Origin of the sequence: Paraburkholderia sp. SIMBA_027 (assembly GCF_046535315.1) — a bacterium.
Classification (GTDB): Bacteria; Pseudomonadota; Gammaproteobacteria; order Burkholderiales; family Burkholderiaceae; genus Paraburkholderia; species Paraburkholderia tropica.
On the sequence record NZ_JAWRWY010000024.1, the window covers coordinates 37398 to 59995 of the forward strand.

Sequence of the window (22598 nt, forward strand, 5' to 3'; positions counted from 1 at the left end):
ACACAAGGAGACGCTTTCGTGATGACAGTGCAAGACATTGCCTTCGTGCGGTATCAGGTCACCGACCTCGATCGCATGGAAACCTTTCTGCTCGACTTCGGCCTGCACCGCGCGGCTCGCAGCGAGCACGCGTTGTACATGCGGGCCGCGGACACCGCGCACCACGTGCATGTGAGCGAACTCGGCCCCTATAACGCCACCGTGGGTTTCGGCCTGCATGCGACCGATGCGGCGGACCTCGAGCGTCTCGCCGCGCATCTGGGCGTTCAGGTGGAAGACAACCCGGAGCCGGGCGGCGGGCGCCGCGTGCGTTTTCGTGACCCGGACGGCTTCCTTGTGGACGTGCTGCACGGCGCCGAGCGGCACGCGCCGTTGCCGCTGCGCGACCCGGTCGCGATGAACTGCGGCGGCGCGCGCCAGCGTCTGGGCACGGTAGTACGCCTGCAGCCGCAGCCCAGCGGTGTGCTGCGGCTGGGCCATGTCGCGCTTCAGGTGCGCGACTTTCCCGCCATGCTGGCCTTCTACCGCGACGTATTGGGCTTTCGCGAATCGGACACGTACTGGGCCGGCAGCGAGCAGAACACCATTGCCGCCTTCATGCACTGCGGGCTGGGCGAGCAGTGGACCGACCACCACACGGTTGCCCTGATCTCGGCGCAGGACGGCCGCTCGCGTTTCGATCACGCTGCGTTCGAAGTACTGGACGTCGACGACGTCGTGCTGGGCGGCGAGCACCTGAAGGCGCGCGGCTACGCGCACTCGTGGGGCGTGGGCCGCCACGTGCAGGGCAGCCAGATCTTTGACTACTGGCGCGACCCGTTCGGCAACAAGATCGAGCACTGGACCGACGGCGATCTGGTCAACGACAGCACGCCGGCCGGGCACGCGCCCATGTCGCCGGACGAACTCCGCCAATGGGCGCCGCCGCTTACGCCCGAATTCTTCGCCTGAACCCCTTTCCATTTTTTGCGCAGGAGCGCTCTGTATGAAACTTGCTCGCTACACCTATGACGGTGTGACCACCATCGGCGCCGTTGACGGCGATCGCGTCGTTGCCTTGAAGGCGCTTGATCCTTCGGCACCCGCTTCGATCCGCGACGTGCTGGCCGCCGGTCCCGCCTTGCTGAGCCGCCTCGAAGAGACGCTTAGCGACGTGAAAGACGGCGTCCCGCTTGCGCGCGTGAAGCTCGAAGCGCCCATTCCCGATGCGCAGAAATACCTCGCCATCGGCATGAACTATCAGGACCACGCCGACGAAGCGGCGCGCGCCGGCATTACCGTGCCGCCCCATCAACTGTGGTTCAACAAGCAGGTGAGCTGCATCACGGGGCCGTTCGATCCCATTCTGAAACCGCGCGTGTCGGACAAGATGGACTACGAGGCCGAAATGGGCGTGGTAATCGGCAAGCGCTGCCGCTACGTCAGCGTGGAGGACGCGCCGTCCGTGGTGGGCGGCTACTTCGTCGCGAACGACGTGACCGCGCGCGACTGGCAGTTCAAGAGTCCGACGTTCACGCTCGGCAAGTCGTTCGACACGCACGGGCCTATCGGCCCGTGGATCACCACGGCCAACGACGTTGCCGACCCGCACGCGCTGCAAATGAAGCTGTGGGTGAACGGCGAACTGCGCCAGAGCGCGAGCACGGGCGGAATGATCTACGACATCTGGGAACAGATTCACGAGCTTTCGCAAGTGATGACGCTCGAGCCCGGCGACCTGATCGCGACCGGCACCTGCGCGAACGTCGGCATTGCGCTCGGCAAATTCCTCCAGCCGGGCGACGTGGTGAAGGTGGAGATCGAGGGCCTTGGCCACATCGAGAACACCGTCGCGGCCGAACCCGCATGAGTACGGCGCTGGGCACCTTTCGCAGCAAACAGGAGGTCCATCCATATGGCTTATGAAGTCAACCTGCTCGTAGGCGGAAAGGACGTGCCGGCCTCGTCCGGCGCGACCTTCGAGCGGCGCAATCCGCTTTCGGGCATGGCAGTCTCGCATGCTGCGGCGGCTACCGCGAGCGACGCCCATGCAGTAGTCGACGCTGCCGCCGCGGCGTTTCCTGCGTGGTCTGCGCTCGGCCCAGGCGCACGGCGGGCGCGACTCAACGCGGCAGCGGATGCGCTGGAGGCGAGAGCGCAACAGTTCGCCGAGGCCATGTGCGCCGAAACCGGCGCCACGGCCGCGTGGGCGGGATTCAACGTGCAGGTCGCCGCGACCACGCTGCGCGAAGCCGCGTCGCTCACGACCCAGGTGAGCGGCGAGGCGATTCCGTCCGACGTGCCCGGCTGCCTTGCGCTCGCCGTCCGTCAGCCCGCGGGCGTCGTGCTCGGCATGGCGCCCTGGAATGCGCCCGTGATTCTGGGAGTGCGCGCCGTGGCCGTGCCGCTGGCGTGCGGCAATACCGTCGTGCTCAAGGCCTCGGAGCTGTGTCCTTACACGCACCGCCTGATTGCAGAGAGCTTCCGCGATGCTGGTTTGCCGGCGGGTGTCGTGAACTTCGTCACCCACGCGGCAACGGACGCCGCCGCTGTGGTGGAAACGATGATCGCCCACTCCGCCGTGCGCCGCGTGAACTTCACGGGCTCGACGCGGGTGGGGCGCATCGTGGCATCCACCTGCGCGCGGTACTTGAAGCCCGCCGTGCTGGAACTGGGCGGCAAGGCGCCGCTCGTGGTACTGGACGACGCCGATCTCGACGACGCCGTGAACGCCGCTGCCTTCGGCGCCTTCGCCAACTCGGGGCAAATCTGCATGTCGACCGAACGCATCATTGTGGATGCCGCGATTGCCGACGACTTCGTGCAGCGTCTTGCGAACAAGGTCCGCTCGCTTCCCATGGGCGACCCGCGTGGCGATGCGCCTGTCGTGCTGGGGTCGGTGGTCGACATGGCGACGGTGGAGCGCTGCAACGCACTGATCGACGACGCGCTCGCGAAAGGCGCAACGCTGCTGTGCGGCGGCAAGGCGTCGAACACGCTCATGCCCGCCACGTTGCTCGACCACGTAACGCCTGCAATGAACGTCTACCGTGAGGAATCGTTCGGCCCCGTGAAGCCGATCGTGCGCGTGACCGGTGTGGAAGAGGCGGTTGTCCGCGCCAACGACAACGAGTACGCCCTTTCGGCCGCGGTATTCGGCCGCGACGTGGGCCGCGTCTTCGACGTCGCGCGGCGCATCGACTCTGGCATCTGCCACATCAACGGTCCCACCGTCCATGACGAACCGCAGATGCCGTTCGGCGGCGTCAAGTCGAGCGGACTGGGCCGCTTCGGCGGCCGCGCGGGCGTACAAGAATTCACCGAACTGCGCTGGCTCACGGTGCAGAACACGCCGCGCCACTACCCATTCTGAACCCTTCAACCCAACCAGGAACATTCGATCATGACCGTCGAATTCAAACCGGGCGTGCGCTATCGCATGCCTGCCGTGTTCGGACCCGCGCCGGGTCCGCGTCAAAAAGCCGATGGCACGCTGTGGACGCCCGAGGAAGCGGGAACCATGAACGCCACGTGGATGACCGTCAAATACCGCACTCACCGCGAGCAGCTGGAGCGCATCCTGCCGCCCGGCTTTGAGCTGCGAGGCGAGCCCGAAGTCCATGCGTCGCTCGCGTTCTTCAGCAACCTGTACTGGCTGGCTGGCCGCGGGTATGGGATCGCCATGATCGAGATTCCCGCGACCTACCACGGCAGGATGGAAACCATCGACGGCGCGTTCTGCCCCGTGCTCTGGGAAGGCATTCCCGACGCGATCATGACGGGCCGCGAAGAACTCGGATTCCCGAAGCTGTTTGCGGATATCCCGGCGCTCGAAATCGATCACGCGCGCGGCACAGCCGGAGGATCGGCATCGTGGTTCGACTTCAGGTTCTTTGATATCGCGCTTCACGGCCTGGTTGAAGTGCATGAGGAGCCGAAGTTGCCGGGGCCGGGCGGGGCGGCGCTCTTCTACAAGTACATGCCGCGCACGGGCAGCTTCGGTAGCGGCGGGTGCGATGTGGCTTATACCACGACCTCGCAGCCCCAATCGGGCGCGGCCGGCGATACGTCGCCGATCAAGTTCGGCGGCGCCAACTTCAGGAAGTGGAAAGCCGCGGGCGGCTCGGTGAACTGGCATCGCGCTACATTCGAGCAGTTGCCCACCACGTTCCACGTCGTCAACGGCGTGGCGGACCTCGACATCCTCGAATACCTGGGCGCCGAAATGGTGCAGTTTTCCGCGCCGGGCCAGGCGGTGTCCGCCAACGTTATTCGTCCGGTCGAACCCGCGCTGTAGCGCGAACCAGATAGATGCCGCGGCGGGCGCAGAGCAACGGCCCGCTGCGGTAGGCAACAACGCAGTATCCCCGATCCGTTCATTACAACAACAGCCGGCGTCGGCCAGCAGATTTGGAGACAAACATGATGATTGGTATAACTAAGCGTATCGCAACAGCCGGGCGGCGGGTATTGCTGGTCGCCTGCCTCGCGAGTGCTGCTCCAGCATTCGCTCAGACCGCTGTGGGACGTGCGCCAACGGTTTCGGAGCCTCAGGGTCTCAATCTCGGTTCCACCAGTTTCTTCGACGGATTTTCTGGCCCCCCCGGCTGGTCTTATCTCAGCGAAGTGCGTTATGCGACGGCGGATTCGATCAAGAATGCGGACGGCAGCACGAATAGCGCGTTCCGTCATCCGCGTGTCGATTCGTTCACGTGGGTCAATCACCTGGCATACGCATCTCCGTGGCAACTGGCGGGTGGGACATTGGGCTTCAATGTGATCGTGCCGCTCACATGGCTGCATGGCAGTTTCGATCAGCCTGGGGCGAGCTTGTCAGGCGGTGGCACGGCGCTGGGAGACGTGACGTTCGGACCACAGCTTCAGTACGCGCCTATTATGGGTTCTTCGGGGCAGCCTCTGTTCGTGCAGCGCTTCGAGTTCGACGTGATCGCGCCGACGGGGCAGTACAAGCGCAACGCAGACCTCAACCAGAGTTCCGGTTATTTCTCCCTGAATCCGTACTGGGCGGCCTCGCTGTTTCCGCTCCCCAAGGTCGAAATCAGCTGGCGGCTGCATTACCTGTACAACTTCAAGAATCACGACCCCGCGGCTAGCTACCCGCTCGCGTTCGACAACCAGCCCGTCAGCGACACGCAAGCCGGCCAGGCAGCCTGGATCAATTTCACGACGTCCTACGCGCTTACGCCCGCATTGCACGTGGGCATCAACGGCTACTTTTTCCGCCAGCTTGCGGACAACCGGATCAACGGCACGTCCGTGGCCGGACGCGAACAGGTGCTGGGCATCGGCCCGGGCTTTTTCTGGCAGATGAGCGGCAACCGGGCGTTGTGGCTCAACGCCTATACCGAAACCGCCGTGCGCAACCGCACGCGCAACAGCCTTGTCATCCAGGCGCAAATTGCCACGCCGTTCTGAGCGCGCGGATTTCCATGATGGCAAGCGGCTAGCGGTCCGTGGCATTGCACGACTACCCTTGAGCCACGGCGCTCGTCTCCGACCGGTCTCTTCCAGCACCCTCTATAGTGTGATCAGATCAGATTTGAGTGCTTGGCCAGCACGCGGCGTAGAGGGGCCGACGCAACGTCTGCCCCTTCTGGCGAAAGCATCGCGCCCCGAACTTGACGAAACGTAGGCCACTGCCGACGCGACGGAAGGCAGAAAGGCCCTTAAGTGAAGAAGGAACGCGATCGAAAGAAATACGCGCGAAGCCTGTTCACTGCGACAAGCCGGAATATTGGCCGCATAAAATCTAGGGCCCTCATCTGCCACGTGCATGCACTTCATCACCTGGACGTCGCGAAGAATATGCCTAGGAACCAGCCTGACAACGGCGGCCAGGAGACTGGCCATGCGTCACCATTTCGCAGCCAGCTTCTCTCGCGGCTCGACCTCGTGACGCTACGGCTCTTCATCGCCGTCGTGGAGGAGGCGAGTATCGCGAAAGCCGCCGAACGCGAGCACCTGGCGCCGTCGGCGGTCAGCAAGCGCCTTGCTGATCTCGAACTCGCGCTGGGCGTGCCGCTGCTTGAGAGGCATCGCCGCGGCGTGACGCTGACGAGCGCCGGTGAAGCGCTACTCAGTAATTCGCGCCGGATCCTGCGCGATCTGACCCGGCTCGAAAGTGAGATGGGGGAATTCACCGCCGAAACAAAAGGCGCGCGCGGCCATATTTGCGCGTCGGCGAGCGAGGCGGCCAAGGACAACCACTGAAGTACCAAGGTCAGGTCGCACGGTTGATCCAGCGATCGGTCAAGTCCTGCGCGCTCATCGGTCGCCCGAAGTAATAGCCTTGCGCTTCGTCGCACCCAAGGCGAAGCAGCTCTTCCGCGTGGGCGGCGGTCTCCACCCCTTCAGCGATGGTAAGAAGGCGCAACGCTTTGGCCATGCTGATGATGGTGGTGACAATCGTCAGGCTATCCGGGTCGCTTGGCATGTCGCGAACAAATGATTGGTCGATCTTGAGCTTCTCCACCGGAAAGTGTTTCAGTTGCGCGAGTGACGAGTAGCCGGTGCCGAAGTCATCGATCGACAGGGAGAATCCCGCCTCGACCAGCGCGTCGGCCAGTTCGCGGGCTTTCTTTGGATCGCGCATCATGACCGTCTCGGTAATCTCGAGTTCGATGCACGAGGGATCGACACCCGCGCCCCGGACCTTAGCGACTGCCCGCCTGACGAAATCCTCGTCGTCGAGCTGACGTGTCGAAATGTTGACGGCCACGCGGTGCCGGAAATCGAATCCAGCCTGCCGCCACCGGTAGACCTGGCGGCTTGCTTCACTGAGCACCCAGTCGCCCAAAGCGGGGATCAGGCCGCGCTCCTCCGCGACCGGAATGAATTCGCCAGGACTGACCGCTCCCAACTCCTCATCGACCCAGCGCGCGAGCGCCTCGACACCCGACAGGAGCCCGGTCGTCATGCAAACTTTGGGCTGGTAATACAGCTGCAACCGGCCCTCCTTGATCGCCGCCTCAAGCCGCCTGCCCAGCGTCACAGCGCGTTCCACCTTGTCGCTCATTTGTGCATCGTAAAAGAGCGACGCCCCTCCACCTTGTGCTTTTACGCAGTACATGGCAGTGTCTGCGTGCCTGAGCAGATCATCCGCCGTGTCGCCATCCTTCGGATAAACGGCGATGCCGATGCTCATCCCGATCGTGAATGACATGCCGTTGACCTCAATCGGATGCTCGGTCGCATGCAACAGCCGCGCGGCGGTTTCAGTCGCAGCGGCAGGGCTGGTCGGCCCGAGAATCGCGATGAACTCGTCCCCGCCGAGGCGGGCGAGAATTTCACCATCGCCCAGCACAGCGCCGAGTCTTGCGCCGACCTCGCGCAGAATCTCGTCTCCGGTGGCATGGCCCTGCGTGTCGTTGATTTCCTTCATTCGGTCGAGATCAATAAACAGCACTGCGGCGCGCTGCTGCTTCCCGCGCACGTATTCGAGCATGTGCTGAAGTCTGGTCATGGCCTGGGAACGGTTTGGCAAGCCAGTCAGAGTGTCGTAAAAAGCCAGTCGCTCGATATCGTTCTCGGCCAGCTTGCGCTCGGTGATGTCATAGACCGTGCCGATGCCGCGAATAGGCTGGCCGCTGGAATCGCGATCGATCTTGCCTCGCGTCTCCACCCACCTCACCGTCCAATCGACATTGACGCGATGCTCGATCTTCAATGGCTCCCCGGTCAGCGCCGCGTTCCACGCCGCGTCAACCTTCGCTCGATCCTCCGGATGCACACATCTAAGGAACGATGCGTGGTCGAATGGTTCATCTTGCGGCCATTCAAAGATCCGGTAAGCCTCTGGAGACAGAGTTACCTTGCCGCTCAGAAAGTTGATATGCCAGTTTCCGATGCCGGCGACCGCCTGAGCGTTGAGCAGGTCTCTCTCAAGTCGGGTTTGTTTGCGCAGATCTTCCACCACAATCAGCATCCGCTCGTCACTCTCATTGACGCCCGACTGTAGTTTGCTGACGGTCACGGCGACGGGAATAGCTAGCTGAGGGGGGATGTCGCACAAGCGCAGCGCCGTCTCCGCGCGCACTTTCGGCTCGAACAACGCTCGATTCACCAGTTTTTGCAGCGCTTCGATATCCATGACCTGGTCGAGGGGCACGCCTTGCAGGCGATCCGGTTCGATATCGAACAACATCTTGCATGCCCGGTTCGCGAACACCACCCTCAGGTCTCGGGAGACGACCAGGGTGCCGAATGGCAGGTATGCGAAGGCCGTTTCGAAGTCGCGCAGGCTCGCGATCAGTTCGTCCCGGTGAATGATGTAACTGTCGATAGCGAGCCCCACATCAAGCAGGATGATTTTCAGGAGGGCCTGGACCGTTGGCAGAAAGACCGGCTCATTTTGTCCGATACGTCGGGCGATCTCGGGCAGCAGTCCAACGAGGTAATGACTGTATGCCCCTAGATACCATTCCGGCGACAGGCCAACCTTGGCGTGTGCAAGTCCAACGCGCAGACGGTGTTCCAGATAGCCATCGTCATACTGGCCCGCGGTTAGCGTCGAGAAATAGGCACGCTGGCTTTGCTTCAGACGATTGACCGTCTCATCGTCGACAAGCAGGTCCCGTGTTTCCACAAAAGCCCGCAGGTGCTCATAGAACGAATCCACGAATCCGGGAGCCAGATCGTCGAGCGATGCGTGCAGTCGTTCGAGATACGTTTCGTCGGCAGCGGAGAATGCGACGAATGCTTTTCGCTTACCGAAGTTAATGGGAGTCTGTACGGGAGGAAACATGCTCAGGATGATTTAGGCTGAAGTGGGTTTGTTGTCATTTATTTGACGTGATTAGCCGCCGACACCATTACTGCCACAGTGGGCGAGTTGAGTCGTGCTCGGACTAAGAAGCTGTTGCGAAATTAAATCTCTGCTCTTTTCACTTTTCCGAGTTGGTGCTAACTTCACGCCTTGTATTGCCTGACAGGACGCGATGCCTAAAAACTAATCGACGGCGAGTTGTGGTCACTCATCGAACTGCGTCTGCCTGCGCGAGCGCCACGCAATAGCCAGTATGCCGGCTGCAAACCGACACCCGACTGCGCGGTGCTGGCACGCATTGTGTTCGTGTTGCACTCGGGTATTGCATGGATCTGCTCCAGCAAGAAATGGGAGGCAGCTCAGGCACGGCTTGCTGGCGACGACTGGTCCCGTCCTGGGGGGGGCGAACCGGTCCGAATCCCACGAACCGTCGCAAGCTCGGCAGCAAGCACAGCCGCATCGTTGACGCGCAAGGCATCCCGCTCGCTGTCATCCTGACCGAGGCGATTCGTCACGACATTACCCAGCTCGATGCGCTGGTCGATGCCATCCAGCACATCCGAGGCAAGCGGGGACGCCCACTGTACAAGCCGAAAATAGTACAAAGCGACCGGGGCTACAGTTCCGAACTCCATCATCAACGCTTGCGCGATAGAGGCATCACGCCGATGCTCGCAAAAATCGGCGCTCCGCACGGTAGCAGATGGGCAAAACACATTGCGCAGCAGAACGTTCGATTGCCTGGCTCCATTCGATTCGAAGACTCAAAATTCGCTACGAACGCTGTGCTCATGTTCACGAGGCCTTTGTGTCTTTGGCTTGCGCCTTAATTTTCTGGGCGCGTCTCGAACCATTGTTTAAATAATTTCGAAACAGATTCTAAGTTACATTGAATCCACTTGCGAACAACGCGCAGATCGATAATAGTCCCTTTCATTCTCTAAACACCATGTTGTCGTTCAGGCCGTGTTCGCGCGCAATGCGTGAGACAGAAGCGCCAGGCTGCAGCGTCTTCGCGACAATCTCACGCCTGAACTCGTTTGAGAAGTTCGGCCGCTTCGGCGCAGCCATCATCACATCGTCAGAATTGTCCGCTATCTATTTCGCGGACGCCATATTTGCCGACTACCGTCATAGCATCAAGACGGCCTCGGTCGGGTGCTTACTATTGGAAGTCATCAAAGCCTGTCGCTACACGAGACCGCGCATGATCGCGTAGCCCGCTGGCAGCGGCTCGTTGTCACGCTGCCAGTCGACTTGCGCGTCAATATCGCTGCCCACAAACCAGCTGTCGGCGAGGCGGGCAAAACCACGACGCACCGCATCCGGATGCCGCGCTAGAAAGCCGGGCTTGGCTGTTGCCGAACGAGGAAGCGGTGCGCGGGTGCAGTGGCGAGGTGCCGCACGTTGATCGTGGCGCGCAGGGATGCGCTCCTGCCAGCATGGACATCGCTTTCAGCCAGGATATATTATAATCCGATTACCATACATGCCATTTCCTGCCGCAATGGAAAAGAAAACCGCCCGCCTGACCATCCTGATCGATCCCGACAAGAAGAACGCATTAGAAAAGCTGTGTGCCGCACAAGATCTAACCTCATCTCAGGTTGTCCGGCAGTTGATCCGCGAATATCTCGAAACTCACGGCGTCACCTACAAGACGAAGAACGCGCTCGGAAAACGGGTCGGCCGTAGCACGACTGATTGAGACTGACCGGGCAGGCGATGAACTCAGGCGCCCGGCTCCCAATGCGCGTGCCCGTTTTCTCGCCAGACGAGTTGCTTCGGGTCAAGACTCAGGCCGGCCATCAGGCGTCTGGCTGTCGCGGCCAGTCTCAGATCATCTGCCCATGCGTACCTGAAAGCCCGATCCAGCAGTACGCGCGGGGATGGCATCGAGCCTTGGTCTTTCCAGCCGAAGGCTACAAAATTACTGTCGTCCTCGCACCGTACCAATGCGTATGATGTTCCGAACACGGAGTTCAGACGCTCGACGTAAAGGTCAAGTGCGGGGTCGTCATCGGTGAAATTGATCGCGAGAACGCCTGTCGGCGTCAACCGTTCGCGACATGCCGTGAGGAACGTCATTTCTGTGCACTGGGGGGCGATTCCACCCGATACATATGCGTCAACCAGAATGATATCGGCTGAGTAGTCGTCGTTCTGGACGTAGTCCGCACCATTGGCGCATACGACCCGGAAGCGGGTGTCGTCTATCGGAATCCGGAACACATCGCGCAGCGCAATCACTGCAGGATCGATCTCCACCGCGATGATGTTCACTTCAGGGAGGTGCTTGTGGCAGTACTTCGCCAGCGAGCCCCCGCCCAGCCCGATCATACAGATGTGTCTCGGAGCCGGTTGCAGTAGCAGGAATCCCATCATGGTGCGCGTATAGCCGAGCGTGAGCCTGTCTGGCGCACGTCGCGACATGCAGCTCTGCGTGGAAAAGTGGTCGAAATGCAGGGACACGGCGTTTCGCGTTTCCAGCACGAATGGTCGCGTACCATTCATGGGTGTCGAGAGGAACTCGGCTAAGGTGTCGCGGGATGTCTGGTCGTCGTTCATGCTCGACTTATCGGGTGGTCAACAAGGGCGTGAAACGCTGCGGTGTCCGGCTGGACAATGCAGCATATGCCAGTCCGTCTTCCTGCGAAGCGAGCCCTGACATGAAGCTGAGTGCATGGGTGCTGTAGTCGCTCATGGTCGCCACCAGCGACGTGTATATCCTCGCAAGGGGGCTTCGCCGAACCTTGTGCGCAGATGCTTGATCAACGCAACCACGTACGTGCCCGGTCCATTCCTGGGGGCGGTTTTCCCCGGGAAGCCAAAGGCGTCTCCCTCGTTCCTGCGTTGCTCATGGCGGAGTCTACGCGTACATCCCATACTTCCTCCTTGCCGGTGTTCTATTGAGAATCGAGAGCATACGGGGCAGTCGTCGCATTCGCCGGGCGGCGCGTGTCCACCATGAACGTGGCAGCGGCGTCTCGCTGCGGATTGCGGCCATCATGATGTGCAAATTGCATTATCATATTATTTACATTATATTGCACTTGTGTCTCGATGCGGGTCGTCACCTTCCGGCGACCGTGGGGGGATTCGTTGAGGATGCCGCTATGCTCGATCCAGATGGGATGCTGTTGCGACCTGACCGGAGTCGTGTGCGTCTGCGGGAAATTGCCGGATGGCGGGGGCTGGTCGTAGTGGGCGTCGGTCGTGGTGGAGAGCGCGGTTTCCAGATGGTCTACCGGTTTCATGACGTCGGCGAGCAGCTCGCTGCCGTCGGCATTCACCTGGCATTCGTCTATCCGAGGGAGTCGGCCCGGCATGTGCTGGACGCGGTTTCCGTTGCCAGCACACGGTTCAGGGGGCATCCGTGGCTATTGCTCGATGCGGACGACCAGTGTTTTGCGCAGGGTATATGGCCTCGCTCGCTTGAAGCGGTGTACCTCAACCCGGAAATGAAGCGACTTGCGGGTGTCTACGTCGATCTGCAGGTCAATACCTGGGAAAGGGAATTGCGGGCATTTTTCGGAGCCTGCGAGGTTACATGTCCTGACTCCGGCGTGGGGAGATCGCGAGCGGACGTGTAGTTAGTCGTATGGAGGATTGGCGTCCCGCTAGCGTCAGCGAAGGTGCCATGCTGCGGGCGGATCATCGCGGCAAGCGGGGTGTTGATCTCGTGAAAGCCGTCGTGCGAGTCCAATTGCCTTAGGCCCGGCCTGAACTCGCCGTGAGCAATCGGTCCAAGCCATTCTTTGGAGAAGCCGTGATCGACAGGGAAACGTCAAACGAAAGAGGCATCTCCCCATCGGCAATCTGGGCGTTGCAACGCCTCGCCGAAGTAAGAGAGGGAAGAGATGCGCCGGCGCTTGGCTGGTCGGTCGCGCGAGAGTTGATCAGTGCGGGCTTTGCCGGTTATCGATCGGACATGGGCTCCGGCATCATGATTACTGCTGCGGGCCAGGCATTTCTGGCAAGCTGCAAGTAGGTCTGTGTCAAACTCACTGCAGATAGCATTTTGTCGGGGTCATTAGGCGTCGGTGGCGCCAGTTGGTTTGGACTCCGATGAGAATTGCCGGCATTGGGCCGGATGGCTGATCGATCCAGTGACGATGCGCTCAGGAGCTATCGTTGAAAGTGGTGTATGCGGCGTCGGGATGAGGCAGGAGAAGGCGGTGGCGATTGACGGAGAATGTTGCTTCTCACGGTAACACTTCCGCAATCGAACTCCACCACCATGGCGAAACATACGCAGGATACGAGCGGCAGTCAAACAGCAGAAGCAGACATCAAGGGTACGCCCGGCTTGGACGATCTGATCCAGCAAGGGGCGCGGCGGATCATCCAGCAGGCAATCGAGGCGGAACTGGCGGCAATGCTCGAGCAGTATTCGAATGTGAAGACGATCAATGGCCGGCGCGCGGTCGTGCGCAACGGCTACCTGCCAGAGCGCGAGATCGTCACGGCAGTCGGCCCGGTGCCTGTTCAGGTGCCGAAGGTCCGCGATCGTTCGGGCTCCGGCATCAAGTTCAATTCGACGATCGTGCCGCCCTATGTGCGCAAGTCGCCGCGCGTGTCATCTTCGCAGCCGTGGCTGTACCTACGAGGCGTCTCAACCGGCGACATGGGCGACGCACTGTCCGAGCTGCTCGGCGAGCAGGCTAAAGGGCTGTCAGCGAGCGTCGTGAGCCGCCTGAAGGCCGTCTGGTAAGAAGAGTACGAGAAGTGGAACAAGCGCGACCTGTCCGCCTCGCGCTGGGTTTACTGGTGGGCCGACGGCATTCATACTCAAGCCCGCACAGAGGATTCGGATGGGCAGTGCCTGCTCGTGATCATCGGCGTGAAACCGGACGGCGACAAGGAGCGCGTGGCGCTCAACGACGGTTATCGCGAATCGAAGGAATCCTGGAAAGAGCTGCTGCTCGACCTGAAGAAACGAGGTCTGCAGGCGCCACCGCTGCTTGCCGTCGGCGATGGCGCGATGGGGCTGTGGGCAGCGCTTGAAGAGGTGTTCCCGCAGACACGGCACCAGCGCTGCTGGTTCCACAAGATCGGCAATATTCTCAACGTCATGCCCAAATCGCAGCACGGCGAGGCCAAAATTGCGCTCGCCGAGATCTGGAATGCCGCGACAAGAGCCGACGCAATCGCCGCGTTCAACCAGTTCGTCGATACACGTACGCGGCAAAGTACCCAAAGGCCATCGAGAAGCTCACGAAAGACCGCGACGCACTGCTCGCGTTCTACGACTTCCCGGCCGAACACTGGCAGCACGTGCGGACCTCGAATCCGATTGAATCGACGTTCGCGACGGTGCGCCATCGCACGAGCCGCACGCGCAACTGTATGTCGCGCTCGACCTTCCTCGCGATGGCGTTCAAGCTGATCGAAGCGGCCGAGCAGACGTGGAGGAAGATCCGCGGCGTCGACAAGATCGAACCGCTCCTGAAGGGAATTCCCTTCAAGGACGGCACTCCGGTGATCGAGAGCACACTGGCTCCTCAAGCGCTGGCCGCCTGATCAAGCCGCCTGCCCCGCGTACACCAGTCTTGACGATTGCTCTCGTGCTTTTCACGGGAATGCCTGCAGCGCAAGACAGAAGCCACCTTCCAATTGTATGGTCCCGCTTCTTGCTTTTGATGCCAGAGATGTGTTTACGACCCTCGTCGTGTTGCGCAATTTCTACCCGTGCGCTCGTCGCACATCCCGTGCGCATGTTGAACACCAGCACCGATGAGCTGAGCCGCAAGATCATGATAATAGTCAATAATAGTGATTCTTGTTGAATAATTAATTGCAGTATGTTTGACATTTATCAACGATTGGCGATCTTCGTTAGTTGGCACCTTAATTTCCCGGCTAGCCACCCGATAACAGGCCCGTGATATTCATCTTTTTTGCTCCGTGCCAGATCTGTTTGTGAACTACACAAAGTGGAACGACTGTAATCCAGAAATAAGTACATTGAGGGCTGCCCGATGCGTTCTAACCTCCCGATAACGAACTCTGAGTATGTGTTTTCTGATGGGGAGATGCTTGTTTCTGCGACTGACCTGAGCAGCCTTATTCAGTACTGCAATCCCGCATTTATCGAAGTATCGGGGTACACGCGTGATGAACTGGTTGGACAACCACACAATCTGATTCGTCATCCAGACATGCCGCCTGCTGCTTTTGCCGATATGTGGGCGACGATCAAGGCAGGCCGTTCCTGGTCTGGTCTGGTAAAAAACCGCCGGAAGAATGGCGACTTCTATTGGGTGCGGGCGAACGTCACGCCGATTGTTGAGCGAGGCGCCACAGTCGGCTACCTCAGCGTGCGGAGCAAGCCATCGCGCGATGAAGTGCGTCATGCCGAAGCACTCTACGCCGATTGGCGCGCTGGCCGTGCAACTGATCGCGTTCTTCGCCAGGGGGAGATCCGCCGCCGTGGCCTGGTAGGGCTGCTCGACGGAATGCGTTTCCTGCGTGACGACAAGCGATCGTTGCTGTATAGCATCGCTGGAACGAGCGTCCCGTTACTCACCGGTTTGTGCTCTGGGGAGCGCATCACAACTGGACTTTGTGTCGCCGTAATGGCGGGCATGGGCTTGGGTGGCATTGCCAACTGGCGTCTTGTTCACCGGCGAGAGCAGGAACTGAACGCGGTTGCGCAGATTGCGGGACGGCTGGCTGCTGGCGATCTTGATGTACCGATGCTTAAGCAGGGGAGCGGCGCGGTCGGTCAGGTTCTACGCGGACTCACCCAACTTAAGGTGAGCCTCACGGCGATCGTTTCCGATGTGCGCAGGCAAATTGATCATTTGAAACTCGCCACCAGGGAAATTGCGAGCGGCAACATGGACCTTTCAAACCGTACCGAACTGCAGGCGGCCTCGCTGGAGGAGACCGCTGCGTCGCTCGAGCAACTGACCGCAGGCGTGAAGAGTAATACGCAATCGGCGCAACACGCTAACCAGATCGTCGGAAATGCGCAGACGACCACGCAGGGTGGCTACGATGCAATTCAGCAGACGGAGCAGACCATGCATGCCATTTCGCGTTCATCAGGCGAGATTACGGAAATTGTGACGACGATTGATAGCATCGCGTTCCAGACGAATATTCTTGCGCTGAATGCTGCTGTTGAGGCCGCCCGTGCCGGTGAATCCGGGCGGGGTTTTGCAGTCGTTGCGGGTGAGGTTCGGGGGCTTGCGCAGCGTTGTGCCACCGCAGCGAAGGAAATCAAGGCGATCGTCGAATCGAATGTGCTTGCAGCGCGCGAGGGAAGCGAAAGTGTTGCTCGCGCCGCGAATCAGATGACGGTAATTCTAGATGTCATGACGAGAATGCAGGCGATCATGAACGAAGTAACCCTCGCGAGCACGGAGCAATCGCAGGGTATTGATAGCATCAACGACTCGGTGTTAAGTCTTGATGGTGCAACCCAGCAAAACGCAGCGCTGGTCGAGCAGGGGGCCGCAACCGCACAGAGTCTTTCGGTACAGGCCGATATGCTGGACGAAGCAATCAGGATTTTTACCCTGCCGTTGGCTGTAGTAAGGCAATGACATTGAGTACGACTACTTTCAATCTCCGCTTACTGATCCAAATGAGCCCTTTGCCATCATGCATGTCATGCGTTGCGGTCGACGGATTCTACTTGACCGCGTTAATGCGGCAAAACCTCATCAAGTGCACCCGCCACTTCAGTTTTAGTGCAAAGAGGCCGTAAACATAATGGAAGTGTTGCTGATACTGTCTGGAAACCTCAATGAGAAAAATGAAAGTATCCACGCGTCTGATGACTGGGTTCGGGTTGTTGGCAGCGTTCCTGTTGGCAGTGGCTGTGTCCGCCTTTTACGGGCTTTCGCAGTTGAATGCACAACTGGACGCGATCGCACAGGTGAATAACAGCGAAGCGAGGCTGGCTAACGAGCTGCGGTCGTCGATACAGGATCGTGCGATTGCCGTTCGAAACATGGCTCTGCTTACGGATGCGCGGGATGTAGCGAAGGAAGCTCAGCGCATCAGCAGACAGGAACAGATCTACGCAAGCGCATACCAGAGACTCTCTCAGATGTTTGAGAATGAACCAAGCACTACTGAGCGGGAAAAGAGTCTCATCGCGCAGCTAAGGCAAGACGAGGCGGCTGCGCTGCCTCCACTGCGCAAAGCAGCGCAGCTAGGTTTGTCGAATGATACCGCTGGAGCTACCAGAGAGCTGTTGCAGAATGCTAGACCACCCCAACGGGTATGGCTGGCACGTGCGGTAGAACTGGCGGATTTCGAGGACCAGCTCAACCAACAGGCTCAAAAGGAAGCTGTTGCCACATACTCGAGCGTTCGCGTGCTGATCGCGGCAATCGTAGCCTGCTCCCTGTTTCTGGCAGCTGCGACCGCAATTCTAATTACCCGCAGCATCCTTCGTGAGCTTGGCGGTGAGCCAGCGCTTGCCCAGTCTGTGGCGGCGGAGATCGCCCACGGGAACCTGATGGTAAATCTGCCTGTTACGCCCGGTGACTCAATCAGCCTCATGGCGTCTTTAGAGGTAATGCGCGCAAGGCTCACGTCTATCGTTCAAGGGATCAAGAGCTCTGCCGAGTCCATATCCGTTGCCGCCGGCGAGGTCGCACAGGGCAATGTTGATCTCTCTCAACGCACCGAAGAGCAAGCAGCGTCGCTGGAAGAGACGGCTGCCAGCATGGAAGAACTGACCTCGGCGGTGAAACAGAATACCGACAATGCCCGCCAGGGAAGCACCCTTGCGGTGACGGCTTCGCAGACCGCTTTGTCTGGCGGCGAAGTGGTTAAGCAGGTAGTTGACACCATGGAAAACATAACTTCGAGTTCCCGTAAGGTTGCCGAAATCATCTCAGTCATCGAGGGCATCGCCTTCCAGACAAACATTCTGGCACTTAACGCGGCGGTCGAAGCGGCACGTGCCGGAGAGCAGGGACGTGGCTTTGCTGTCGTCGCAGGGGAAGTGCGCACATTGGCGCAGCGCAGCGCGGTAGCGGCCAAGGAGATCAAGGAGCTGATCGAGACATCGGTGTCGCATGTTGCGGTCGGTTCGCAGCTTGTTGCTGGCGCTGGCACAACCATGGACGAGATTGTCCGTTCAGTAAAGCGCGTCACCGACATCATGGGTGAAATCGCCTCTGCGTCCGCGGAGCAGAGCACCGGAATCGAACAGGTCAACGTGGCTGTGACTCAGATGGACGAGGTAACCCAGCAGAATGCGGCCTTGGTCGAGCAGGCAACAGCTGCGGCGCAGTCCATGGCCGATCAGGCGGAAGGCCTCCGAGCAGCGGTGTCTATCTTCCGTGTTTGACACTGTGTGTTCCAGAAGGAGCAGTTACCCCATAAAGTAAGGGAAGCTAAAAAAGGGGATGGTAGGTTCAATAGATCGTTGCAACACCTTCCTATCAATATCGAATGAGGGAGGGTTGACGAATGGCACAGATGGGAAGGCCGGGGTTGTCGCCGGAAAGCAAGTCAGAGGTTTGAGGTCGGCTGAAAAAAGTGGAAGCCAACGTTTCGTAAAATCGTGAAACGGAGGCATGAATGAATCGAATTCCCAAAGCGGTCTACACGAGAGAGTTTCGTGAGGAGGCGGTGAAGCTGGCATTGAACCGTCCCGGGAATCGTGGAGGCTGGTTTGTATAAGTTATTGTGGACTCAGCGGCAGCTGTTTCAAGTTGCCAATAGTAGTTTGCCTCAGCTTCGGCGGGCGGGATATAGCCGAGGGGTTCCGTCAATCGATGATGATTGAACCAGGCCAGCCACTCCAGCGTTGCCAGTTCAACGGACTCCCGCATTTTCCGGGTGCAGCGATGAATCAGTTCGGCCTTGAACAAGCCGTTGCCTCAACGAGCACTGGTCCACGGCGCACCCTCCCGCTCGGGCTGATCGCCCCAGACGAAGTCAGCCTGTTCCATCCCCTCGCGTGAGGCGGCGGCCCGTCCATTACGAGATGTGAAGGCAAACTGCGGGGGCCGGAGAGGTCGAGCGGATCGTATGGGCTTTATCTATTCAGGGCCGACACTGGTGACCGAGCCTTTGTCAACGACAGGGACTGCGCGTGAGTGACCAAGCCGAGACATTTCGCCGCAGAAACGCGTCAGGGTACGGAGGATCTACTTTTATGGTGCAGATTTGCTATCGTCATTTCACGCAAGTGAGCTACTATGCGCGCATGACTGAGTTTGCCCGCGTTCGAAAACAATCTGGTACCTGGTTAGCGTTGCTAGCCATGTGCCTGATCGTCTTTGCGCCGCTCATTAGCCAGTTCAGTGCGGCCGAGCGCGGACAAACACCCTCTCCAATAGTCTGCTCGGCTAGCGGACATGCGGCGGCTTCTCAGCCTCACGACGCTGGGGATCTGTCGGCCTGTGGTTATTGCAATTTGCTGGCTACGTCGGCGCCGCCGCCGCTTGTCATGGCGATGACGAGCAAGTTTCCGCAGCTCACCGCTATTCTCGCGACGCCAGCACGGCGGGCGGTGCTTTCCTGGATCGCGTACCTCGCGGGATACCCGCGCGCGCCACCTTCACTCTCCTGAAGCGTCCCCTCACGCTTCAATTCCCCGCTATTCGACGATATTCATGCGTGGTGTGCCATGGTCTGGTTTGCCTGTGCACGATCATTCGCTGTACTACGTACATTCAATAGCATCGGGAAAAAGGCCATGGTCCTGTCGCATTCCGCCAGATACATCACGCTCATGGAACATGATCGATGTGCCTTGAGGAACGCCGTCGTGCAATGACGAATGGTTGTGTCATGAATCTCGATTTTTCCTCGTTGTTGCTGCGCGCCAACTGATATGAATGCTCACCCCCGAACCTTTACGACTGCATGGCTTGGCTTGATCTCCATGTGTCTTCTCGTTCTCGCGCCGATTGTGAGTCAGCTTGTCGTAGCGCATCGCGAGGGACAACCGGTGGGCGAGTTGTGCTCCGCAAGCGCGGGCGTTGCCGCTCGACACGCCGGTGAAGGCCTGTCGCTCGACGCGTGCGACTACTGCGGGTTGTTGGCCTCACATCCCGCGATGCCGTCTATTCCAGCGGTCGCCCTGCATCTGATTGCAGTCACTCAAAGCTCAGCACTGTTGCCTCTGACCCTGCGCTTTACACCGCACGTTGCATTCCCATCCGGCCGACCACGAGCACCGCCGTCCTTCGGCTGATCATCGCCTCTTTGGCGAATTCCAATGGTTGTCACATCGCTCGTGCGTAATACGGGCATGCGCCGTTTGGTTGCGTGCGAACTTTGACAATCGTGTTCTCAGCGGATTTCCTTTCTGGTATCGCTTACACCAGCAGGACACAATCGAATGCTGGCCTTTGTACATGCAATTTCTTGAGTGGCGTTATCGACGTTTTGTCCGTCTCCGTGCCGCATCGATCCAATTCACGGATTGGCGATCAACCTTCGATTCACGATATCCGCTCCATTGCATTGGAGATGACATGAAAGAGCAATGGCTCGACGAATACGTCCCGACGCTACGTGAGCTAAAGACCCCGACAGCACACCAGCGCGCGATGCTGATTCTGTTTGACAAACCGGATCGCAGCGCCGACGAAGATCGCAAGCTCTCGGTGCTGATCGCAGCGGAAAAGGCGGCGCTCCGGGCGCAAAGAGCGCGCGCCAACGCTGTTCGTGCGCTCAAGGACGATCGGATATTAAAACGGCGAGCGCGCGATCAACTCGCCATCGTGCGTGGCGCGTTGATCGACTACGCCGTGCTGGAGAGTCGCGACCCTGGCGAGTTACTCGGGGCGCTGTTGCGGTTTATGGATGAAGGTACACCATCCGAACGCCAAAGCTGGAAGCAGGATGGCGATGCCCTGATCGCGAGGCAGATCGCTCGCGGCTTACCTCAGCGTAATACGTTCATCAACGCGACGTCGAAGACCAGACTGGATGAATCGAGTATCGAGGGGTGATGTCCAGTGCTCCGACGATTTGCGTGCGTGCTCGTCGCGTCACGATACTGCGTGTAAAGCGGGATAAAAGTTCCCTCCTGTTCGCTGGAACGATGTTTTTCGAGATCCATGATTGGTCAGATTGATTTCAATCAAAATCTCATAGAGTGACGTGTACGTATATTTAAAATTATTCATTGCATGGGAGATGCAGCTTTTCGAATGAGTTTTTGGTTTAAATCTTATTGATAGGTGATGTATGAATTCCATAAGAATAAAAATTACTTATTGTCACGTTCCTCACGGGGTACCGAGTCATGGTTAGCTCTTCCGTTGTCGAGTTGTCGCGAATCCAGTTCGCGGCGACGGCGCTTTACCACTACCTTTTCATTCCCGTCACACTCGGGATGACATTCTTTCTGGCGGCCATCGAGACGGTGTACGTCGTCACGGGCAAGCCCATCTACAAGCAGATGGCCCAATTCTGGGGCAAGCTCTTTTTAATCAATTTCGCGCTGGGTGTGGCCACCGGTCTGACGATGGAGTTCGAGTTCGGCACCAACTGGTCGTTCTACTCCAGCTTCGTCGGCGACGTGTTCGGTGCGCCGTTGGCGATCGAAGGGCTGATGGCCTTTTTCCTCGAGTCCACCTTTATCGGCATGATGGTGTTCGGCTGGGAACGACTCGGACGCGGCAAGCATCTGGCCGTGACCTATCTCGTCGCGCTGGGCTCGAATCTCTCGGCACTGTGGATTCTGGTGGCGAACAGCTTCATGCAGTCGCCGCGTGGACTGGCGTTTGACTATCACACGCTGCGATTGCAGTTGACCAGCTTCAGCGACCTGATTTTCAGCCCCGAAGCCCAGGCGAAGTTCGTGCATACGAGTGTCGCGGGCTATGTCACGTCGGCGATCGCCGTGTGTGGCATCAGCGCGTTCTACATGGCGCGTAACCGCCATCTCGAACTCGCGCGCCGCTCGTTCCGGATGGCCGCCGTGTTCGGCGTGCTGGCGACCGCCGGTGTCATCACGCTGGGCGATGCGCTCGGGTTCGTCGGCGGGAATGCGCAGCCGGCGAAGCTCGCGGCGATGGAAGCCATCTGGCAGCCGGAGAAGGCGCCGATGGCCTTCAATGCGATTGCCTTCCCCTCGCAGAAGGACGAGACGAACTACGGCGCGATTCAGGTGCCGTACGTGCTGTCTCTGCTGGAGACGCACTCGCTCGACGGCACGGTGCCCGCGATCAGCGAACTGGAAAAGCAGGCGGAAGCGCGCGTCCATAACGGCGTGCCCGCCGTGCAGGCCTTGAAGGTGTTGTCCGCCAATCCTGACGACGCCAGCGCGCTGGCCGTCTTCAACCAGCACAAGGACGATCTTGGCTACGGCTTCCTGGCACAGCGTTACGCGGATGATCTCTCGACGTTGACATCGACGCAGGTCACGCAAGCAGCGAAGGATTCCATTCCGCCTGTCGCGCCCGTGTTCTGGGCATTCCGCGTGATGGTGGGCATGGGTCTGCTGATGTTCGTCTTCTTCGTGCTGGCCATGATCTTTAGCGTGCGCAACGACGTCCACAAGCGTCGCTGGTTCTTGCGACTCGTCCCGTGGATGATTCCGGTGCCGTTCATCGCGAACGAATGCGGGTGGATCGTCGCCGAAGTGGGGCGTCAGCCGTGGACCGTCTATAACGTGCTGCCCACGTGGATGTCCGCGTCGACGCATAGCGTCGGCTATATGGTCTTTTCGTTGATCGGCTTTGTGTCGATTTACACGATCTTCATCGTGATCGAAATGATGCTGATGGTGAAAGCCATCAAGCAAGGTCTGGACGATGTCCATCCGCCGCGAAATCCGGCCACCGATCTGTTGCCAGGCTTTGCGAGCATGGCCGCGCTGAGCCATACCGAGGAGGTTTGAGCC

General features: G+C 59.5%; 18 protein-coding genes and 3 pseudogenes. 17 read left to right on the forward strand and 4 right to left on the reverse strand.

The window, feature by feature from the left end; all coding sequences use genetic code 11:
• Nucleotides 1-21 precede the first annotated feature (21 nt).
• The 6 genes from SB764_RS33555 (at nt 22) to SB764_RS33580 (ending at nt 6210) form a co-directional block, all read left to right on the forward strand.
• A complete protein-coding gene (locus tag SB764_RS33555; RefSeq protein WP_410866069.1) occupies nt 22-951 on the forward strand; it encodes a VOC family protein in 930 nt (309 codons plus the stop codon).
• 34 nt (nt 952-985) lie between these two features.
• Nucleotides 986-1849: a fumarylacetoacetate hydrolase family protein gene (locus SB764_RS33560; RefSeq protein ID WP_410866034.1), complete on the forward strand. Its 864-nt coding sequence runs from the start codon at nt 986-988 to the stop codon at nt 1847-1849.
• Nucleotides 1850-1894: 45 nt separating this feature from the next.
• Entirely contained in the window at nt 1895-3352 is a 1458-nt protein-coding gene (locus tag SB764_RS33565) for an aldehyde dehydrogenase (protein ID WP_410866035.1), read from the forward strand.
• Between the two features lie 30 nt (nt 3353-3382).
• Nucleotides 3383-4276 (forward strand): acetoacetate decarboxylase family protein, encoded by an 894-nt coding sequence (locus SB764_RS33570; RefSeq protein WP_410866036.1) that lies wholly within the window; start codon nt 3383-3385, stop codon nt 4274-4276.
• Nucleotides 4277-4401: 125 nt separating this feature from the next.
• The gene (locus SB764_RS33575; protein WP_410866037.1) at nt 4402-5415 is read left to right on the forward strand and encodes a transporter; all 1014 of its coding nucleotides are present in this window, start codon (nt 4402-4404) and stop codon (nt 5413-5415) included.
• A gap of 255 nt (nt 5416-5670) precedes the next feature.
• Nucleotides 5671-6210, forward strand: coding sequence for a LysR family transcriptional regulator (locus tag SB764_RS33580; protein WP_410866038.1), 540 nt, complete (start codon nt 5671-5673; stop codon nt 6208-6210).
• Between the two features lie 10 nt (nt 6211-6220).
• Here the strand turns inward: SB764_RS33580 and SB764_RS33585 are convergent, their stop codons facing one another.
• Nucleotides 6221-8743, reverse strand: coding sequence for an EAL domain-containing protein (locus SB764_RS33585; protein ID WP_410866039.1), 2523 nt, complete (start codon nt 8741-8743; stop codon nt 6221-6223).
• A 207-nt stretch (nt 8744-8950) separates the two neighbouring features.
• On the opposite strand from SB764_RS33585, the pseudogene SB764_RS33590 reads away from it, so the two are divergent.
• A pseudogene (locus SB764_RS33590) lies at nt 8951-9629 on the forward strand (transposase).
• A 68-nt stretch (nt 9630-9697) separates the two neighbouring features.
• On the opposite strand, the gene SB764_RS33595 reads toward SB764_RS33590, so the two are convergent.
• Nucleotides 9698-9838, reverse strand: coding sequence for a transposase (locus SB764_RS33595; protein ID WP_410866040.1), 141 nt, complete (start codon nt 9836-9838; stop codon nt 9698-9700).
• 433 nt (nt 9839-10271) lie between these two features.
• On the opposite strand from SB764_RS33595, the gene SB764_RS33600 reads away from it, so the two are divergent.
• Entirely contained in the window at nt 10272-10472 is a 201-nt protein-coding gene (locus SB764_RS33600) for a ribbon-helix-helix protein, CopG family (protein WP_410866070.1), read from the forward strand.
• Nucleotides 10473-10495: 23 nt separating this feature from the next.
• On the opposite strand, the gene SB764_RS33605 is transcribed toward SB764_RS33600, so the two are convergent.
• The gene (locus SB764_RS33605) at nt 10496-11332 is read right to left on the reverse strand and encodes a spermidine synthase (RefSeq protein ID WP_410866041.1); all 837 of its coding nucleotides are present in this window, start codon (nt 11330-11332) and stop codon (nt 10496-10498) included.
• A gap of 548 nt (nt 11333-11880) precedes the next feature.
• Between SB764_RS33605 and SB764_RS33610 the strand changes: the two genes are divergently transcribed.
• The 5 genes and pseudogenes from SB764_RS33610 to SB764_RS33630 all read left to right on the forward strand — a co-directional run bounded on the left by SB764_RS33610 (nt 11881) and on the right by SB764_RS33630 (nt 18080).
• Nucleotides 11881-12357 carry a hypothetical protein gene (locus SB764_RS33610; RefSeq protein WP_074987906.1) on the forward strand — a complete coding sequence of 159 codons (477 nt, stop codon included), beginning with the start codon at nt 11881-11883 and terminating at the stop codon, nt 12355-12357.
• A 176-nt stretch (nt 12358-12533) separates the two neighbouring features.
• Nucleotides 12534-12755 carry a hypothetical protein gene (locus SB764_RS33615; RefSeq protein ID WP_410866071.1) on the forward strand — a complete coding sequence of 74 codons (222 nt, stop codon included), beginning with the start codon at nt 12534-12536 and terminating at the stop codon, nt 12753-12755.
• Between the two features lie 249 nt (nt 12756-13004).
• Nucleotides 13005-14287: pseudogene (locus SB764_RS33620) on the forward strand (IS256 family transposase).
• A gap of 458 nt (nt 14288-14745) precedes the next feature.
• Nucleotides 14746-16317, forward strand: a complete 1572-nt coding sequence (locus tag SB764_RS33625; RefSeq protein ID WP_410866042.1) for a methyl-accepting chemotaxis protein — start codon at nt 14746-14748, stop codon at nt 16315-16317.
• 203 nt (nt 16318-16520) lie between these two features.
• Nucleotides 16521-18080 (forward strand): methyl-accepting chemotaxis protein, encoded by a 1560-nt coding sequence (locus SB764_RS33630; protein WP_410866043.1) that lies wholly within the window; start codon nt 16521-16523, stop codon nt 18078-18080.
• A 352-nt stretch (nt 18081-18432) separates the two neighbouring features.
• Here SB764_RS33630 and SB764_RS33635 read toward each other — a convergent pair.
• A pseudogene (locus SB764_RS33635) lies at nt 18433-18612 on the reverse strand (IS3 family transposase); the annotation flags it as partial.
• 281 nt (nt 18613-18893) lie between these two features.
• Here SB764_RS33635 and SB764_RS33640 point away from each other — a divergent pair.
• The 4 genes from SB764_RS33640 to SB764_RS33655 all read left to right on the forward strand — a co-directional run bounded on the left by SB764_RS33640 (nt 18894) and on the right by SB764_RS33655 (nt 22595).
• Nucleotides 18894-19310, forward strand: coding sequence for a DUF2946 domain-containing protein (locus SB764_RS33640; protein WP_410866044.1), 417 nt, complete (start codon nt 18894-18896; stop codon nt 19308-19310).
• Nucleotides 19311-19574: 264 nt separating this feature from the next.
• Complete coding sequence (locus SB764_RS33645) at nt 19575-19937, forward strand: DUF2946 domain-containing protein (protein WP_410866045.1); 363 nt, start codon at nt 19575-19577, stop codon at nt 19935-19937.
• 283 nt (nt 19938-20220) lie between these two features.
• Nucleotides 20221-20700 carry a conjugal transfer protein TraD gene (traD, locus tag SB764_RS33650; RefSeq protein WP_410866046.1) on the forward strand — a complete coding sequence of 160 codons (480 nt, stop codon included), beginning with the start codon at nt 20221-20223 and terminating at the stop codon, nt 20698-20700.
• A 296-nt stretch (nt 20701-20996) separates the two neighbouring features.
• Nucleotides 20997-22595 (forward strand): cytochrome ubiquinol oxidase subunit I, encoded by a 1599-nt coding sequence (locus SB764_RS33655; RefSeq protein WP_410866047.1) that lies wholly within the window; start codon nt 20997-20999, stop codon nt 22593-22595.
• The last annotated feature ends 3 nt before the right edge of the window (nt 22596-22598 follow it).

Excerpts from the sequence above, each read along its gene's own strand:
- SB764_RS33555 (WP_410866069.1), top strand. The coding sequence starts at position 22 with ATGACAGTGCAAGACATTGCCTTCGTGCGGTATCAGGTCACCGACCTC.
- SB764_RS33560 (WP_410866034.1), top strand. The coding sequence starts at position 986 with ATGAAACTTGCTCGCTACACCTATGACGGTGTGACCACCATCGGCGCC.
- SB764_RS33565 (WP_410866035.1), top strand. The coding sequence starts at position 1,895 with ATGGCTTATGAAGTCAACCTGCTCGTAGGCGGAAAGGACGTGCCGGCC.
- SB764_RS33570 (WP_410866036.1), top strand. The coding sequence starts at position 3,383 with ATGACCGTCGAATTCAAACCGGGCGTGCGCTATCGCATGCCTGCCGTG.
- SB764_RS33575 (WP_410866037.1), top strand. The coding sequence starts at position 4,402 with ATGATGATTGGTATAACTAAGCGTATCGCAACAGCCGGGCGGCGGGTA.
- SB764_RS33585 (WP_410866039.1), bottom strand. The coding sequence starts at position 8,743 with ATGTTTCCTCCCGTACAGACTCCCATTAACTTCGGTAAGCGAAAAGCA.
- SB764_RS33595 (WP_410866040.1), bottom strand. The coding sequence starts at position 9,838 with ATGATGGCTGCGCCGAAGCGGCCGAACTTCTCAAACGAGTTCAGGCGT.
- SB764_RS33600 (WP_410866070.1), top strand. The coding sequence starts at position 10,272 with ATGGAAAAGAAAACCGCCCGCCTGACCATCCTGATCGATCCCGACAAG.
- SB764_RS33605 (WP_410866041.1), bottom strand. The coding sequence starts at position 11,332 with ATGAACGACGACCAGACATCCCGCGACACCTTAGCCGAGTTCCTCTCG.
- SB764_RS33610 (WP_074987906.1), top strand. The coding sequence starts at position 11,881 with ATGCTCGATCCAGATGGGATGCTGTTGCGACCTGACCGGAGTCGTGTG.
- SB764_RS33625 (WP_410866042.1), top strand. The coding sequence starts at position 14,746 with ATGCGTTCTAACCTCCCGATAACGAACTCTGAGTATGTGTTTTCTGAT.
- SB764_RS33630 (WP_410866043.1), top strand. The coding sequence starts at position 16,521 with ATGAGAAAAATGAAAGTATCCACGCGTCTGATGACTGGGTTCGGGTTG.
- SB764_RS33640 (WP_410866044.1), top strand. The coding sequence starts at position 18,894 with ATGGTGCAGATTTGCTATCGTCATTTCACGCAAGTGAGCTACTATGCG.
- SB764_RS33645 (WP_410866045.1), top strand. The coding sequence starts at position 19,575 with ATGAATGCTCACCCCCGAACCTTTACGACTGCATGGCTTGGCTTGATC.
- traD (WP_410866046.1), top strand. The coding sequence starts at position 20,221 with ATGAAAGAGCAATGGCTCGACGAATACGTCCCGACGCTACGTGAGCTA.
- SB764_RS33655 (WP_410866047.1), top strand. The coding sequence starts at position 20,997 with ATGGTTAGCTCTTCCGTTGTCGAGTTGTCGCGAATCCAGTTCGCGGCG.